The 15,552-nt window shown below is 71.0% G+C and carries 13 protein-coding genes; 8 read left to right on the forward strand and 5 right to left on the reverse strand.

Annotated elements, in window-relative coordinates:
- The first annotated feature begins 142 nt into the window (after positions 1–142).
- From OG485_RS11090 to OG485_RS11120, 7 genes are all read left to right on the forward strand, one after another.
- The gene (locus OG485_RS11090) at positions 143–907 is read left to right on the forward strand and encodes an IclR family transcriptional regulator (RefSeq protein ID WP_151468334.1); all 765 of its coding nucleotides are present in this window, start codon (positions 143–145) and stop codon (positions 905–907) included.
- A 637-nt stretch (positions 908–1,544) separates the two neighbouring features.
- The gene (locus OG485_RS11095) at positions 1,545–2,333 is read left to right on the forward strand and encodes an MIP/aquaporin family protein (RefSeq protein ID WP_328667888.1); all 789 of its coding nucleotides are present in this window, start codon (positions 1,545–1,547) and stop codon (positions 2,331–2,333) included.
- Positions 2,334–2,449: 116 nt separating this feature from the next.
- Complete coding sequence (glpK, locus tag OG485_RS11100; RefSeq protein WP_328667889.1) at positions 2,450–3,988, forward strand: glycerol kinase GlpK; 1,539 nt, start codon at positions 2,450–2,452, stop codon at positions 3,986–3,988.
- A 19-nt stretch (positions 3,989–4,007) separates the two neighbouring features.
- The gene (locus OG485_RS11105) at positions 4,008–5,624 is read left to right on the forward strand and encodes a glycerol-3-phosphate dehydrogenase/oxidase (protein ID WP_328667890.1); all 1,617 of its coding nucleotides are present in this window, start codon (positions 4,008–4,010) and stop codon (positions 5,622–5,624) included.
- A 294-nt stretch (positions 5,625–5,918) separates the two neighbouring features.
- Complete coding sequence (locus tag OG485_RS11110; RefSeq protein ID WP_328667891.1) at positions 5,919–7,115, forward strand: PAC2 family protein; 1,197 nt, start codon at positions 5,919–5,921, stop codon at positions 7,113–7,115.
- Between the two features lie 447 nt (positions 7,116–7,562).
- Complete coding sequence (locus OG485_RS11115; protein ID WP_328667892.1) at positions 7,563–9,311, forward strand: S8 family peptidase; 1,749 nt, start codon at positions 7,563–7,565, stop codon at positions 9,309–9,311.
- 63 nt (positions 9,312–9,374) lie between these two features.
- Positions 9,375–9,962 (forward strand): hypothetical protein, encoded by a 588-nt coding sequence (locus OG485_RS11120; RefSeq protein WP_328667893.1) that lies wholly within the window; start codon positions 9,375–9,377, stop codon positions 9,960–9,962.
- Between the two features lie 99 nt (positions 9,963–10,061).
- On the opposite strand, the gene mshC is transcribed toward OG485_RS11120, so the two are convergent.
- The 4 genes from mshC to OG485_RS11140 form a co-directional block, all read right to left on the reverse strand.
- Positions 10,062–11,291, reverse strand: a complete 1,230-nt coding sequence (gene mshC, locus OG485_RS11125; protein WP_328667894.1) for a cysteine--1-D-myo-inosityl 2-amino-2-deoxy-alpha-D-glucopyranoside ligase — start codon at positions 11,289–11,291, stop codon at positions 10,062–10,064.
- A gap of 94 nt (positions 11,292–11,385) precedes the next feature.
- Positions 11,386–12,213 carry an SCO1664 family protein gene (locus OG485_RS11130; RefSeq protein ID WP_328667895.1) on the reverse strand — a complete coding sequence of 276 codons (828 nt, stop codon included), beginning with the start codon at positions 12,211–12,213 and terminating at the stop codon, positions 11,386–11,388.
- Complete coding sequence (locus OG485_RS11135; protein WP_326788750.1) at positions 12,177–12,767, reverse strand: DUF3090 domain-containing protein; 591 nt, start codon at positions 12,765–12,767, stop codon at positions 12,177–12,179. Before OG485_RS11135 ends, OG485_RS11130 begins: the two co-directional genes overlap by 37 nt.
- A 116-nt stretch (positions 12,768–12,883) precedes the next feature.
- Positions 12,884–13,570, reverse strand: a complete 687-nt coding sequence (locus tag OG485_RS11140) for a histidine phosphatase family protein (protein ID WP_326788749.1) — start codon at positions 13,568–13,570, stop codon at positions 12,884–12,886.
- A gap of 98 nt (positions 13,571–13,668) precedes the next feature.
- On the opposite strand from OG485_RS11140, the gene corA reads away from it, so the two are divergent.
- Positions 13,669–14,667: a magnesium/cobalt transporter CorA gene (gene corA, locus OG485_RS11145; protein WP_328667896.1), complete on the forward strand. Its 999-nt coding sequence runs from the start codon at positions 13,669–13,671 to the stop codon at positions 14,665–14,667.
- A 9-nt stretch (positions 14,668–14,676) separates the two neighbouring features.
- Here corA and OG485_RS11150 read toward each other — a convergent pair whose 3' ends face one another.
- Entirely contained in the window at positions 14,677–15,465 is a 789-nt protein-coding gene (locus tag OG485_RS11150) for a ferritin-like domain-containing protein (protein ID WP_328667897.1), read from the reverse strand.
- Positions 15,466–15,552: the final 87 nt, after the last annotated feature.

The following is a 15,552-nucleotide window of genomic DNA, read 5'->3' on the forward strand; positions in this document are numbered from 1 at the left end:
GGGTGACGGCGGTGTGGAGGCGGACGGAACGTGGGGCGACCACCCATTGGCGGGAGCTCGGTGACGACCGGTAGTGTTCGACATTGCCGAACGGCAGCGGGTAGTCGCGCCGGCGGTCGAAGGGGACGGAGGCAGCACGGCGATGGCACGGAACATCCAGTCGCTCGAACGGGCAGCGGCGATGCTGCGGCTGCTCGCGGGCGGCGAGCGACAGCTCGGCCTGTCGGACATCGCCTCCTCGCTGGGCCTGGCCAAGGGTACGGCCCATGGCATCCTGCGCACCCTCCAGCAGGAGGGGTTCGTCGAGCAGGACACGGTCTCCGGGCGCTATCAGCTGGGCGCCGAACTGCTGCGACTGGGCACCACCTACCTCGACGTCCACGAACTGCGGGCGCGCGCCCTGGTGTGGACCGACGACCTGGCCCGCTCCAGCGGCGAGAGCGTCTATCTGGGCGTGCTGCACCAGCAGGGCGTCCTGATCGTGCACCACGTCTTCCGGCCGGACGACAGCCGCCAGGTCCTGGAGGTGGGGGCGATGCAGCCGCTGCACTCCACGGCCCTGGGCAAGGTGCTGTCGGCGTACGACCCGGTGGCGCACAGCGAGGTCCTGGAGGTCGAGCGCAAGGCGTTCACCCCGCGGACGATCAGCGAACTGGACGACTTCGAGGGCGTCCTCGACGTGACCCGCGCGCGCGGGTACGCGGACGACGTGGAGGAGACGTGGACGGGGGTCGCCTCGGTGGCCGCCCCGATCCACAACCGGCGCCGCATGCCGGTCGGCGCGGTGGGCATCACCGGGGCCGTGGAGCGGGTGTGCAAGGACGGGGAGCTGCGGCCGGAGCTGATCGCCGCAGTGCGCGACTGCGCCCGCGCGGTGTCGCGCGACCTGGGCGCCGGCCGGTTCTGACGCGAACACCGTTCGCCGGGCCGTCCCACCGTGCACCGTCCGTGGGACGCCTTACGCCTGTCACCTGTCACCTGACGTTCGACGCCTGCCGTTCGGCGTCGGCCGCCTGACGCCTGACGTCCGCCGCCTGGGCCCCACCGTTCGACGTTGACGACACGAACACTGTTCGCCCGGCGACGCTGACCGTATACACCGCCCGCCGGGCGGTTTCGACACGTGCGCCGTTCGCAGAACCGCTCCCGGACGCACACCGTCGCGGGCCCCTTCCGGCGCGCGCGTCGGCCTAGGCGTGCGCCGCTCCGGGTTTCGTACTCGCCGAGGTCCGGGATTCACAGGGGCCGAGGCCGGGAAGCGGAATGCTTCCCGGCCTTCTTCGTATGCCCTCGGACGAGCGGCGACGCACCGATAGCACACATCAATCAATAACGATCGCGTTTTCGATAACCGAACCCTTGACGAGGCGGCGAAGCGAGGGCAAGACTCCCGTCCATCGGTCGGCATTGTCGAACACCTACCGGCAATAGACGTTAGGGTGTGGCAATGCCGGGGCCGACATCGCTCTCACTCCCCGAGAGCACGAACCACCGGTGGGACCCGGGGTTCGGCTTCCCCTGGACGAAGGACAAAGGAGTCGCGGGTGTCCAGCTCCGACATCTTCATCGGCGAGACCATAGGTACCGCCGTTCTCATCCTGCTCGGCGGTGGCGTGTGCGCCGCCGTCACGCTGAAGGCCTCCAAGGCGCGAGCCGCCGGATGGCTGGCCATCGCCTTCGGGTGGGGCTTCGCGGTCATGACCGCGGTCTACATCTCGGCGCCGCTGTCCGGCGCGCACCTCAACCCGGCCGTGACCCTCGCCCTCGCGATCAAGGACGACGACTACAGCAACCTCGCCGTCTACTGGGGCGGACAGCTGCTCGGCGCCATGATCGGCGCGGCGCTGGTCTGGGTGGCCTACTACGGCCAGTTCCTCGCCCACCTCACCGACAGCGAGATCGTCGGCGGCTCCGACAAGCCGGCCGTGAAGGCCGTCGAGGCCGAGGAGGCGGCCGCGGGACCGGTGCTCGGTATCTTCTCCACCGGCCCCGAGATCCGTAACGCCGTGCAGAACCTCGCCACCGAGATCATCGGCACCGTGGTGCTGATCCTCGCGATCCTCACGCAGGGACTGAACAACAACGGTGACGGCCTGGGCGTCCTCGGCGCCCTGATCACCTCCTTCGTGGTGGTGGGCATCGGCCTCTCCCTCGGTGGCCCCACCGGCTACGCGATCAACCCGGCCCGTGACCTCGGTCCGCGCATCGTGCACGCCCTGCTCCCCCTGCCCAACAAGGGTGGTTCCGACTGGAGCTACGCCTGGATACCGGTCGTCGGCCCGCTCATCGGCGGCGCGATCGCAGCAGGCATATACAACGTCGCCTTCGCCTAGGAGCCCCCGCTCCAGCACGCTTGGAAGCCGCGCCCCATGCACCATGAGCCGCACAGCACCGCTTTGAAGCACCGCGCCGTATACAGCCCCTCTCCCACGGACACCAGGAGCACACCGTGACCGACGCACACACCGCCGGCCCCTTCATCGCCGCCATCGACCAGGGCACCACCTCGTCGCGCTGCATCGTCTTCGACCGCGACGGACGCATCGTCTCCGTCGACCAGAAGGAGCACGAGCAGATCTTCCCGAAGCCGGGCTGGGTCGAGCACGACGCCACCGAGATCTGGACCAACGTCCAGGAGGTCGTCGCCGGAGCCATCTCGAAGGCCGGCATCACCCGCGACGACATCAAGGCCATCGGCATCACCAACCAGCGTGAGACCACGCTGCTCTGGGACAAGAACACCGGTGAGCCCGTCCACAACGCGCTCGTCTGGCAGGACACCCGCACCGACGCCCTGTGCCGGGAGCTCGGACGCAACGTCGGCCAGGACCGCTTCCGCCGCGAGACCGGCCTGCCCCTCGCGTCGTACTTCGCCGGCCCCAAGGCCCGCTGGCTGCTCGACAACGTCGAGGGCCTGCGCGAGCGCGCCGAGGCCGGGGACATCCTCTTCGGCACCATGGACACCTGGGTCATCTGGAACCTGACCGGCGGCGTCGACGGCGGCAAGCACGTCACCGACGTCACCAACGCCTCGCGCACCATGCTGATGAACCTGCACACCCTGGCGTGGGACGAGAAGATCGCCGAGTCCATCGGCGTCCCACTGGCCATGCTGCCCGAGATCCGCTCCTCCGCCGAGGTGTACGGCGAGGTCACCGGCGGCCCGCTCGGCGAGCTGCTCGGCGGCATCCCGGTCGCCTCCGCGCTCGGCGACCAGCAGGCGGCGCTGTTCGGCCAGACCTGTTTCTCCCCCGGCGAGGCCAAGTCCACGTACGGCACCGGCACCTTCATGCTGATGAACACCGGTGACAAGATCATCAACTCCTACTCGGGCCTGCTGACCACCGTCGGCTACCGGATCGGCGAACAGGAGCCGGTCTACGCCCTGGAAGGCTCCATCGCCGTCACCGGGTCGCTGGTGCAGTGGATGCGCGACCAGATGGGCCTGATCCAGTCCGCCGCCGAGATCGAGACGCTCGCGTCCTCGGTCGAGGACAACGGCGGCGCCTACGTCGTACCGGCCTTCTCCGGTCTGTTCGCCCCGTACTGGCGTCCCGACGCCCGCGGTGTGATCGCCGGCCTGACCCGGTACGTCACCAAGGCGCACATCGCGCGCGCCGTCCTGGAGGCCACCGCCTGGCAGACCCGTGAGATCAGCGACGCCATGACCAAGGACTCCGGCGTCGAGCTCACGGCGCTCAAGGTCGACGGCGGCATGACCTCCAACAACCTGCTGATGCAGACCCTGGCCGACGTCCTGGACGCCCCCGTGGTGCGCCCGATGGTCGCCGAGACCACCTGCCTCGGCGCCGCCTACGCCGCCGGCCTCGCCGTCGGCTTCTGGACCAACACCGAGGACCTGCGCGCCAACTGGCGCCGGGCCGCGGAATGGACCCCCAACATGGACGCGGACGTCCGCGACCGTGAGTACAAGAGCTGGCTCAAGGCCGTCGAGCGGACCATGGGCTGGATCGAAGACGAGAACTGACGAGGAGTAAGAACCCGCAATGACCAGCCAGCCCACCCTGCAGTCCGTGCCTGCCCTCGGTACGCACCCGGCCTCCGGCTCCAACCCGAGCCGCGCCGAGGCCCGGGAGCAGCTCTCCAAGGCAACGTACGACCTCCTCGTCATCGGCGGCGGCATCCTGGGCATCTCCACCGCCTGGCACGCCGCGCAGTCCGGACTGCGGGTGGCGCTGGTCGACGCCGGCGACTTCGCCGGCGCCACCTCCTCCGCCTCCTCCAAGCTCCTCCACGGCGGTCTGCGCTACCTGCAGACCGGCGCGGTGAAGCTGGTGGCGGAGAACCACTTCGAGCGCCGTGCGGTCTCCCGCCAGGTGGCACCCCACCTGGCGAACCCGCTCACGTTCTACCTCCCCGTGTACAAGGGCGGGCCGCACGGCGCGGCGAAGCTCGGAGCGGGCGTCTTCGCCTACTCCGCCCTGTCGGCGTTCGGTGACGGCGTGGGACATCTGCTCAGCCCCTCCAAGGCCGCGCAGGACGTGCCCGAGCTGCGCACCGACAACCTCAAGGCCGTGGCCGTGTACGGCGACGACCAGATGAACGACTCCCGCATGGCCCTCATGACGGTCCGCGCGGCCGTCGAGTCGGGGGCCGCGGTCCTGAACCACGCCGAGGTCACGGGCCTGCGCTTCACCCGGGGCCGGGTGACGGGCGCGGAGCTGCGGGACCGGCTGTCCGGCGACGAGTTCGGCGTGAACGCCCGGCTCGTGCTGAACGCGACCGGCCCGTGGGTCGACCACCTGCGCAAGCTGGAGGACCCGAACGCGGCTCCCTCCATACGTCTGTCCAAGGGCGCGCACCTGGTCCTGAAGCGCACCTCGCCGTGGAAGGCGGCCCTGGCCACCCCGATCGACAAGTACCGCATCACCTTCGCCCTCCCCTGGGAGGACATGCTGCTGCTCGGCACCACCGACGAGGAGTACGAGGGCGACCCGGCGGACGTCTCGGTCACCGAGAAGGACACGGCGCAGATACTCGACGAGGCCGCGTTCTCCATCCGCGACCAGCAGCTCTCGCGCGACCTGATCACCTACTCCTTCGCGGGTCTGCGGGTGCTGCCGGGCGGTCCCGGCGACACGTCGAAGGCCAAGCGCGAGACGGTCGTCACGGAGGGCCGCGGCGGGATGCTGTCCGTCGCGGGCGGCAAGTGGACCACCTTCCGGCACATCGGCCGTACGGTCATGAAGAAGCTGGAGTCGCTGCCCGGCCACCCGCTGGGCGAGGACTTCGAGCCGATGTCCACGCTGCCGAAGAAACTGCCGCTGCCCGGTGTCGCCAACCCGCGCGCGGTCGCCCACCGCCTGCTGGTGGACGGACCGGCTCCCGGTCCGCGCATGGCCGCCGACACGGCCCGGCATCTGGCCACCCACTACGGCTCGCTGGCCTTCGACATCGCCCGGCTGGCCAACGAGAACCCGGCGCTCGGCGAGCGCGTCCACCCGGACGCCCCGGAGATCTGGGCGCAGGTCGTCTACGCCCGGGACAACGAGTGGGCCGAGACGGCGGACGACGTGCTGCGCCGCCGTACGACGCTGACGATCCGCGGTCTGGCCACGGACGAGGTCCGCGGCAAGGTGCAGGATCTGCTCGACGGCAAGTAGGCGCCCACGGCCGGGCTGAGGGGCGGCTCCCACGGGGGGTGCCGCCCCTCAGCCCGTGTGCGGGCTCCGCGCTCTTCGTGGCCGCTCGCCGCGCGGCAACCCTCACGGCTGCCCGGCGAGTTGACCGGGGGCGGCCCGGACGCGCGGGCGGGGCGGGGTGACGGGCTCGCGTGTTTCCGGGCCTTCGACGGGGCAGTGATCCGTTCACTCCCCCGTGCAAGGGGGCTGCGGAGGTCCCCTCGGCACGCCGTAAGGTTGAGGCGTACGCGAGGGCACATCGGAAGGAGGCGCTGGGTGATCGAGCTGGAGGGGGTTCCCGAGCTGATCGACCCAGTCATGGTGGCCGCGTTCGAGGGCTGGAACGACGCCGGCGACGCCGCCTCCGCCGCGGTCGCGCATCTGGATCGGGAATGGAAGGGCGAGGTGTTCGCGGCGCTGGACGCCGAGGACTACTACGATTTCCAGGTGAACCGTCCGACCGTGTGGCTGGACGCCGGCGTGCGCAAGATCACCTGGCCGACCACGCGTCTGTCGGTGGTCCGGATCGGCGGCGAGAAGCCGCGCGATCTGGTGCTGGTCCGCGGTATCGAGCCGTCGATGCGCTGGCGCTCGTTCTGCAACGAACTGCTCGGTTTCGCGCACGAACTGGGCGTGGAGCTGGTGGTCATCCTGGGCGCGCTGCTCGGCGACACCCCGCACACCCGTCCCGTGCCGGTCAGCGGAGTCACCTCCGACGCCGACCTGGCCCGCACGATGGATCTGGAGGAGACCAAGTACGAGGGCCCCACGGGCATCGTCGGCGTCCTCCAGGAGGCGTGCACGCACGCGGGCGTACCCGCCGTGTCCCTGTGGGCGGCCGTACCGCACTACGTGTCGCAGCCGCCCAACCCGAAGGCGACCCTGGCGCTGCTCAACCGCCTGGAAGACCTCATCGACCTGCGCATTCCGCTGGGCGAGCTGCCCGAGGACGCGCGTGCCTGGCAGTTGGGCGTCGACCAGCTCGCCGCCGAGGACAGCGAGGTCGCCGAGTACGTGCAGACGCTGGAGGAGGCCCGGGACACCGCCGAGCTGCCGGAGGCGTCCGGCGAGGCGATCGCCCGCGAGTTCGAGCGTTATCTGCGCCGCAGGGACGGCGGCGGTCCGACGGCGGGGGCTCCGGGCCACGCGACGGAGAGCGGCGAGCCGGCCTCGTACCTCCGCGACACTCCCGGCGGCCGCACCCGGCCGCCGCTGACCCAGCGCCCCGAGTCCGGCAACGGGCAGGACACCGGCCCGGGCGAGGAGTCGGGGAAGGACCGGGAGCCGGGCAGCGACGGCACCGGGCCGGACGCACACGACCGCGGGTCCGACTCCGGGGACACCCCGGGCACGTCGAGCACATCGGGCACATCGAGCGCGCAGGACGCGCCGGACGCGCCGGACGCGCCGGAGTCCACGGACACGCCGGATTCCTCCGGCCCCTCCGACGCGGACGACTCCTCCGAGGACTGACAGGACGACCCGAAGGGGCGGTGCGCGCCACGCGTACCGCCCCTTCCGGCTGTCCGGGCCCATCGCCGCGGCCCCGCCTTCACGTCCCCGCACGCCCCCACACGTCCTCAGGAGTGCTGTCCGGGCGCACCATCGGCGGTCGGCCACCACTGCCGCCCCGCTGCATGACATCCGTCTCGTTGGCCTTCGGCCTGAATTCGGCGTGACATCTGTTTCAGGACGGATTGCACACGTTGCCCAATTCAACTTGTCGGCAAACCAAGTTGGCGAATTCGGGGTGGACGGGACGCCGTGGGCGTGCCAGGTTGTGCCTCGAAGGCGCCGCCCCGGCAAGGGACATGGCGCATGCCGCCGGCCGGAGGACAGCGCACGGCACGGCGTACGGCACACGCAGGGAACGGCACACGCAGGGACCGGCACCCCAGGGATCGAAGGGAGCGGTACGCGATGACCGACCAGGTAGAGCCGGCGCAGGGCCCGGGAACGACCGGGCCGGGGCCCGACGGAGCGGGATTCACCTACCGAGGAGCCGAGCGGGAACTGATCGTCGTCGCCCGTCCGGAAGCCAGGCTGCGCGCACGGGCCGAGGGCGTCCGCTCGGCGGCGGGCGCCGACGTCTCGGCCCTCGACATGTTCCTCAGCGACGAACAGCTCGTCCTGGAGCCGCTGTTCGGCAGCGAGGACCGCCTCCGGCAGTCCACGGCTGCGGGTACCGGGAGCGGTCCCGGCCTCGCGCTCTTCTACCGGCTGCGCGGCGCGGGCAGCCGCGCCCAGGAACTGCGCGCCCGGATCGCCGCGCTGCCGGGGATCGACGCGGCGTACGTGAAACCCGGCGCCGTTCCCGCGGCGCCGGAACCGGGACCGTGGACCGGCGGGAGCTCCGAAGACGGCCGGCGGCTGAAGGAGGGGGCGCCCGTCACCCCCGACTTCACCAGCAGGCAGGGCTACTTGCGCCCGGCGCCCGAGGGCGTCGACGCGTACTGGGCGTGGCAGCGGCCGGGCGGTTCGGGCCGGGGCGTCACCGTGATCGACGTGGAGGGCGCCTGGCAGCTCGGACACGAGGACCTGGCGTCGAAGCTCGCCGGCGTGGTCGTCGGCACTCCGCACACGGACCTCGCGTGGCGCAACCACGGGACCGCGGCCATCGGCGTGATCGGCGGCGGCCGCGACGATCACGGGATCACCGGGATCGTGCCGGACGCCGTGACCGCGGCCGCGTCCGTCCGCGGCATCGGGACGGCCGCGGCGATCCACGCGGCGGCGGAACGGCTGGGCCCCGGCGACATCATCCTGGTCGGACTGCACGCTCCTGGACCCCGGCTCGACTTCGAGGAACGCGACAGCCAGGCGGGCTACATCGCCCTCGAATGGTGGCCCGACGACTTCGCCGCCATCCAGGACGCGACCTCCCGGGGCATCCTCGTGGTGGCGGCGGCCGGCAACGGCGCCGAGTCGCTCGACGACGCGCTCTACGAGCGGCGCCCGCCGGAGTTCCCGGAGTGGTGGCGCAATCCCTTCAACCCCTCCAATCCGTCCTCCGGGGCGATCCTGGTCGGCGCGGGCGCACCGCCGCCCGGCACACACGGCCGCGACCACGGGCCGGACCGTTCACGGCTCGCGTTCTCCAACCACGGCGCGCGCGTGGACGCGCAGGGCTGGGGACGCGAGGTCACGACCACCGGTGGCTTCTGGGACCGGCCCGGCGATCTGCAGGGCGGGGCCGAGGAGATCGCCTGGTACACGGACACGTTCTCCGGGACCTCTTCCGCCTCCCCGGTGGTGGTCGGCGCTCTGGCGGCGCTTCAGGGCATGCTCAGGGCCGCGGGCCGACCGCCGATGTCCCCGGAACGTGCGCGCGAACTGCTGCGGTCCACGGGTTCCCCGCAGCAGGACGCGCCGGACCGGCCCGCGTCCCAGCGGATCGGCAGCCGGCCCGACATCAAGGCGGCGGTCACCCGTCTGCTGCCGGAGGCGGTCGGCTCGGGCCGGGCCGAACGGTACTGGGACGAGTTGCTGCCGTATCCGCGCGAACTCCCGCCGAGGCTCCGGCTGTACGTGTCCGGTGCCTGGCGCAACCTCGACCACCCGTCCCCCGAGATCCGTCAGGCGGTGCACTCCGCCTTCGCGGGAGGACGGCCCGATGTACGGGTCTGGTTCTCGGACGACGAGATCGTCGGCCTGGTCGTGACGGGCTGAGGACGTGGTCCCACCGGACCGAGACGGAACGCAACCAACCATGGATGGAAGGTGGCACCCCGCATGAGCACGATCCCGCAGATGAGCCAGCAGGGACAGCAGGGACAGCAGCAGTACCCGAGCACATCGCCCTACCAGCAGCAGGGCATGGCCCAGCAGCAGCCGTTCGGACAGCAGATGCCCATCGGGCAGCAGACGCTCATCGGGCAGCAGACGCCGACGGGGCAGCAGGCTCAGCAGCCCTTCGGCCGGCACGAGACCGGGCAGCAGGTTCCGCAGTACCTCCAGCAGCAGCTCCAGCAGCTCGGCCAGCAGCAGCCGTTCCAGCAACTGCTCCAGCAGCTCGGCGGTCAGCAGCACCACCAACAGCACCAGCAGATCCAGCAGGGTGAGCCGCTGATCCTGCCGAGCGCGGTCGAGACCCGGGCCCTGTCCATCGGCATGGCCCAGCACTTCCAGGACGTCGTGACGCCGCTGCCCGGCCAGCCGCAGGCCCTGTACCTGTTCATCGACAACGGCTGGCGCAGGCTCGTCCACCCCGACCCGGTGACCCACGACGTGGTCCAGAAGGCCTTCGCCTTCGGGCAGCAGGTCTACGGGATCTACGACACCGGCACCGGCGCCCTCCAGTCCGTCATCGTGACCAGGTAGGGACGGAGGTTCCAGGAACATGGCGAGTGCCGGGCGGAGAATCCCCGCCCGGCACTCGCGTGTCCCGCCGCGCTCGGTGGAGTGCGGCGGGACGAGGTACTACAGGGCGACGCCGAGGAGGGCGTCGACGGCCCGCGAGACGATGCCGGGGGCACCCTCGTCCGTGCCGCCCGTCTCGTGCTGGAGCGCCGCCCAGCGGTCGACCGCGGCGAGCGCGGCCGGTGCGTCGAGGTCCTCGGCGAGCGCGGCGCGGATCTCCTCGACGAGCGCGTCCGCGGACGGACCGTCGGGACGCGACACCGCGGCCCGCCAGTCGTCCAGGCGCGCGAGTGCCTCTTCGAGGACGCTGTCCGTCCACTCCCAGTCGGAGCGGTAGTGGTGGGACAGCAGCGCCAGCCGGATGGCGGCGGGGTCGACCCCGTCTCGCCGCAGCCGGGACACGAAGACGAGGTTGCCCTTGGACTTCGACATCTTCTCGCCGTCGAGCGCGACCATGCCGGCGTGGACGTACGCCTTGGCCATGGGGAACTCGCCGGTCAGCACCTGAGCGTGCGAGGCACCCATCTCGTGGTGCGGGAAGGCGAGATCGGAGCCGCCGCCCTGGACGTCGAAGCTCATGCCCAGGTGGTCGAGGGCGATGGCGACGCACTCGATGTGCCAGCCGGGCCGGCCGCGGCCCAGCGAGCCGCCGTCCCAGCTCGGCTCGCCGTCGCGGGCGGCCATCCACAGCATCGGGTCGAGGGGGTTCTTCTTGCCGGGCCGGTCCGGGTCGCCGCCGCGCTCGGCGGAGAGCAGGCGCATCGTCGCGGCGTCCAGGTTGGACACCCTGCCGAAGTCGGGGTCGGTCTCGACGGAGAAGTAGACGTCGCCTTCGAGTTCGTAGGCGGCTCCGGCGTCCCGCAGCCGCTCGACGAGCGGCACGATGCCGGGTATCGCCTCGACGGCGCCTATGTAGTGGCGCGGCGGCAGCATCCGCAGGGCGGTCATGTCCTCGCGGAAGAGGGCGGTCTCCTTCTCGGCGAGTCCCACCCAGTCGACGCCGTCGCGCTCGGCCCGCTCCAGCAGCGGGTCGTCGACGTCCGTCACGTTCTGGACGTAGTGAACCTGCCGCTTGGTGTCGAGCCACACGCGCTGCACCAGGTCGAACGCGTTGTAGGTCGCCGCGTGTCCCATGTGGGTGGCGTCGTACGGCGTGATGCCGCAGACATAGATTCGGGCGACGGGACCGGGGTCGAGGGTGACGAGCCCACCGGTCGCGGTGTCGTGGATCCGGAGGTCGCGGCCCTCACCAGGAAGGGCGGGGACCTCAGAAGCGGGCCAGGCATACATGGCATGAGCCTAACCGGACGGGACTTCCGTATACGAACTGGGCATGAACTGACGTTGGCAAGACCGTGTCGCGCGGTGCGGACGCGCCGCCGCGCTACACCGGGGGCCAGGGAATCGCGGGCCAGTCCCCGCTCGGTTCCGGGTGCTTTCCGGACGCGAGCATGGCCTCGACCCGCGCGCGCGTGGCCTCGATCTCGACGGCGGTGACGAGTTCGGCCAGGCGGGTGGCCAGGGGGGCGCCCGGGGCCAGGGCGTCGCGCAGGGAGGCCAGGACCTGAAGGGCCTCGTCCGTGAGCGGCTCCCCCGCCCATCCCCACAGCAGGGTGCGCAGCTTGTTCTCGGCGTTGAAGGTGACCCCGTGGTCGATGGCGTAGAGGCGGCCTTCCTGCGCGGGCAGCAGATGGCCGCCCTTGCGGTCGGCGTTGTTGATCACTGCGTCGAGGACGGCGAGCCGCCGCAGCCGGACGTCGTCGGCGTGCACGAGCAGGGCCGTCCCGCCCTCGCCGACCTCGGCGAAACCGATCGCCTTCCAGCCCTCGGCGGGCTCCTCGCCCTCCACGAGGGCGAGAAGCCCCTCACCGTCCTCGGCGGCGGACGGCTCGATCCACATCTGGCACATGCCCTCGCCGTACGGCCCGTCGCGCAGCACGGTGGTGGGCACGAGCCCCCAGCCGGTCGCCTCGGAGACCTCGTAGGCCGCGACCTCGCGCTGGGCGAGCGTGCCGTCGGGGAAGTCCCACAGCGGACGCTCCCCGGCGACGGGCTTGTAGACGCAGAAGGCTTCGTGGCCCTCGTAGGACACGGAGCAGTAGAGCACCGCGTTCGAGGCCTCGCGAATCTGTCCGCGTACCTTCAGCTCGCCCCGGGCGAGCAGCTCGGCGGTCGTCACGCTCCGCGGCGGTATCCGTTCTGGCGCGGACATACGTGTCCTTCCGGGTCGAGCGGGAGGCTGCACAGCGGGCAGGGGGGCCGGCCGGCGTTGACGACGTCGAGTGCGCGCTTGGCGAAGGCTCTGGCCTGCGCGCCGGTGAGCCGGACGCGGAGCATGGGCGGGCCGTTCTCCTCGTCCTGGAGCAGCCGTTCCTCGGCCTCGGCGAGGTCCTCGTCGGACTCCGCCTCGACCTCCACGAGGGCCTGCGCCTCGACGATCATGCGCTGTTCTTCACCGTCCCAGGCCAGCGCCATGGTGCCGACCCGGAACTCCTCCTCCACGGGGGTGTCGAGGGGGGCGGTGTCGGACACCTCGGTCGGGGCCATCGCCGGGACCGGGGCGCTGCCACCGGTGCGCCGGACGACCTCGTCGAGGAGTTCGTCCATCCGCTCGGCGAGTGCGGCGACCTGGGTCTTCTCCAGAGCCACACTCGTCACCCGGGGGCCGGAGGATGCCTGCAGGAAGAAGGTACGGCGTCCGGGCAACCCGACCGTACCGGCCACGAAGCGGTCCGGGGGGTCGTAGAGGAACACCTGACGGGACACGTCCTGTCTCCATTGAATCGGCATGGGGCCGGCTGACGGCGCCGGCCCGCATCGGCTGAGAACGGGTTGACAACTGCTGTGCTGGTTCGACCGCTTCACCCTACTGCGGCCGACGATCACGGTGCGCCCGCACCGCCCCCGACCGGTGCGTCGCCGCCCGGCGGTTCCTCGCGCGGGGCCAGGGAGGCGAGATCACCGGTGTCCCCGAGACGCACGAGAAAGGGCCTCAGACGGGTGTAACGGATCGCGGTGATGGAACACGGTTCGACAGAGATCCGTTGAAAGAGGTCGAGATGAAGTCCGAGTGCGTCGGCGACGAGCGACTTGATGATGTCGCCGTGCGAACACATGAGGTAGACCGCGTCACCGCCGTGGTCGCGCTCCACGCGCGCGTTCCACTCGCGTACCGCCTCGGCGGCGCGGGTCTGCATCGCGCGCATCGATTCGCCGCCCGGGAACGCGGCCGCGGACGGGTGCGCCTGGACGACGTCCATCAGCGGCTCGTCCTTGAGCTCGGCGAGCTTGCGGCCCGACCAGTCTCCGTAGTGGGCCTCCCCGATCCGTTCCTCGGTGTGCACGGGGACGTCGGGGCGGGCCTCCAGCAGCGGCTGGACGGTCTCCCGGCAGCGTTGGAGGGGGCTGGTGACGACCTCGGCGATCGGCAGCCCGGCCAGCCGGCCGGGCAGGGCCGCGGCCTGCTGCGTACCGCGCTCGTCGAGGGCGACGCCGGGTGTCCAGCCGGCGAGCAGTCCCGCGGTGTTGGCGGTGGAACGTCCGTGCCGGACGAGGATCAGGGTGGGCATGCGGCCCAGCGTAAACGGAGGGCCCCGGAAGACGGCGGGCCCTGTGGAAAGCGGCTCCCCGTGTGCGGTGGGGCCCCGACGGCGGGAGAATCCGCACCGTGATCGTCGACTGCGCCATCTACCGTGACGGCCGGCGGACCGAGGACCGCGGTGACCTCTCCGACGCCCTGGACCAGTGCCGCGCTGTGGGCGACGCCTTCGTGTGGATCGGCCTGTACGAGCCCACGGAGAACGAGTTCGAGCTGGTCACGGAGGAGTTCGCGCTCCATCCGCTGGCGGTCGAGGACGCCCTCAAGGCCCATCAGCGCCCCAAGCTCGAGGTGTACGAGGATTCGCTCTTCGTCGTCCTGAAGCCGGTGGCGTACGAGCCGGAGAGCGACACGGTCACCTCCGGCGAGGTCATGGTGTTCGTCGGCGACTCGTTCGTGGTGACCGTGCGGCACGGCGAGGAGTCGCCTCTCAAGGCGGTCCGGGAGCGTCTGGAGTCGGATCCCGAGACGATGCGGCACGGGCCGACGGCGGTGCTGTACGCGATCGCCGATGCCACGGTGGACCACTATCTGGAGGTGGCCACCGAGCTCGGCACCGACCTGGAGCACCTGGAGGCCGAGGTCTTCTCTCCGCAGTCCGGAGGCTCGCGGAACACCGCGTCGCGGATCTACGCGTTCAAGCGGCAGGTCCAGGAGTTCCGCAGGGCGACGGTCCCGCTGGCGGTGCCGCTGGCCCGGCTCTCGGGCCCGGGCCCGAAGGCGGCGGACGTACCGTTCGTGAACGAGAAGGCGAAGCCGTTCTTCCGTGACGTCAACGACCACCTCCTGCGGGTCAACGAGTCGGTGGAGGGTCTGGACCGGCTCGTGTCGGACATCCTCTCGGCGCATCTGGCGCAGATGAGCGTGCGGCAGAACGACGACATGCGGAAGATCTCCGCGTGGGCGGCCATGGCGGCGGTCCCCACGATGGTGGCGGGGATCTACGGCATGAACTTCGACCACATGCCCGAGCTGCACTGGCGGTGGTCGTATCCGGTGGTGATCGGGAGCCTGGTCGTCCTGGAGTTCCTGCTGTTCCGGCTCTTCAAGCGGAGGGGCTGGCTGTAGGCGGGCCGGTCAGGCGAATTCGGGCGCGGTCGTGGCGGGGCCGTCGAGCGCGCCGCGCCGCTCGGGCGTCTTCAGGGTGACCATGCGGCGCCAGCCCGCGGCCCGCTCGTAGGCGTACACGGCGTGGATGCCCGCGGCGAGGACGGCCGCCCTGGACCTGGACCAGCCGAGGACGCGGCCCATGCGGGCCATCACGGCGAGGCTGACGTCCCGGTAGATCCTGATCTCGGCGAGCGCGCACTCGCGCAGGGCCCGCTGGATGGCGCGGCCGTGGCCGGCGTAGGCGAAGCGCAGCAGTTCCTCGTGGCAGTAGGCGAGGTGGTTGTCCTCGTCGGCCGCGATCATCCGCACCGCGCGGCCGATGTCGGGGTGGTCGGCGAAGTGCCTGCGCAGCAGGTCCATCTGCTCGGAGGCGCGCTGTTCGGTGACCCGGCTGTGGGCCAGATAGGTGACGATGTCCTGCACGGTGAGGGGCTGGTCGCCCTTGAGCTTGTCGTGTGCGAGGCCGATGCCGTACCGCTCCAGGAGCATCGTGTAGTCGGTCTCGGACGGTACCTCGACGGGTTCGAGGCCGCGCTTCTTCATGAGGGCGTTGAAGATCCGGCCGTGCTTGTCCTCGTCGGCGCCGTGCCGGGCGATCTTGGGGGCGAGGGCGCGTTCGTCCGCGGGGACCAGTGCGGCGATCCGGGCGTTCTCCCAGCCGCCCTGCGACTCCCCGCTGGCGGCGATGGAACAGAAGAGGCGGTACGACTCGTCGTTGTCGAGGATTTCCTGGAACAGGCTCTTGGCGGACAGCATCTTTGACACCCTCTCTGCAGAGTTGTGCAGAAAACGAGTCAAATGGGTTGCTTGTGGCCTGGCAACCGATGTGTCCGACAAATCCGC

Origin of the sequence: Streptomyces sp. NBC_00328, assembly GCF_036139655.1 — a bacterium.
Taxonomy (GTDB): domain Bacteria; phylum Actinomycetota; class Actinomycetes; order Streptomycetales; family Streptomycetaceae; genus Streptomyces.

Coding starts and splice junctions, on each gene's coding strand:
- mshC (WP_328667894.1), bottom strand. CDS start 11,291: ATGTATGCCTGGCCCGCTTCTGAGGTCCCCGCCCTTCCTGGTGAGGGC.
- OG485_RS11150 (WP_328667897.1), bottom strand. CDS start 15,465: ATGCTGTCCGCCAAGAGCCTGTTCCAGGAAATCCTCGACAACGACGAG.
- OG485_RS11130 (WP_328667895.1), bottom strand. CDS start 12,213: ATGTCCGCGCCAGAACGGATACCGCCGCGGAGCGTGACGACCGCCGAG.
- OG485_RS11140 (WP_326788749.1), bottom strand. CDS start 13,570: ATGCCCACCCTGATCCTCGTCCGGCACGGACGTTCCACCGCCAACACC.
- OG485_RS11090 (WP_151468334.1), top strand. CDS start 143: ATGGCACGGAACATCCAGTCGCTCGAACGGGCAGCGGCGATGCTGCGG.
- OG485_RS11105 (WP_328667890.1), top strand. CDS start 4,008: ATGACCAGCCAGCCCACCCTGCAGTCCGTGCCTGCCCTCGGTACGCAC.
- OG485_RS11115 (WP_328667892.1), top strand. CDS start 7,563: ATGACCGACCAGGTAGAGCCGGCGCAGGGCCCGGGAACGACCGGGCCG.
- OG485_RS11120 (WP_328667893.1), top strand. CDS start 9,375: ATGAGCACGATCCCGCAGATGAGCCAGCAGGGACAGCAGGGACAGCAG.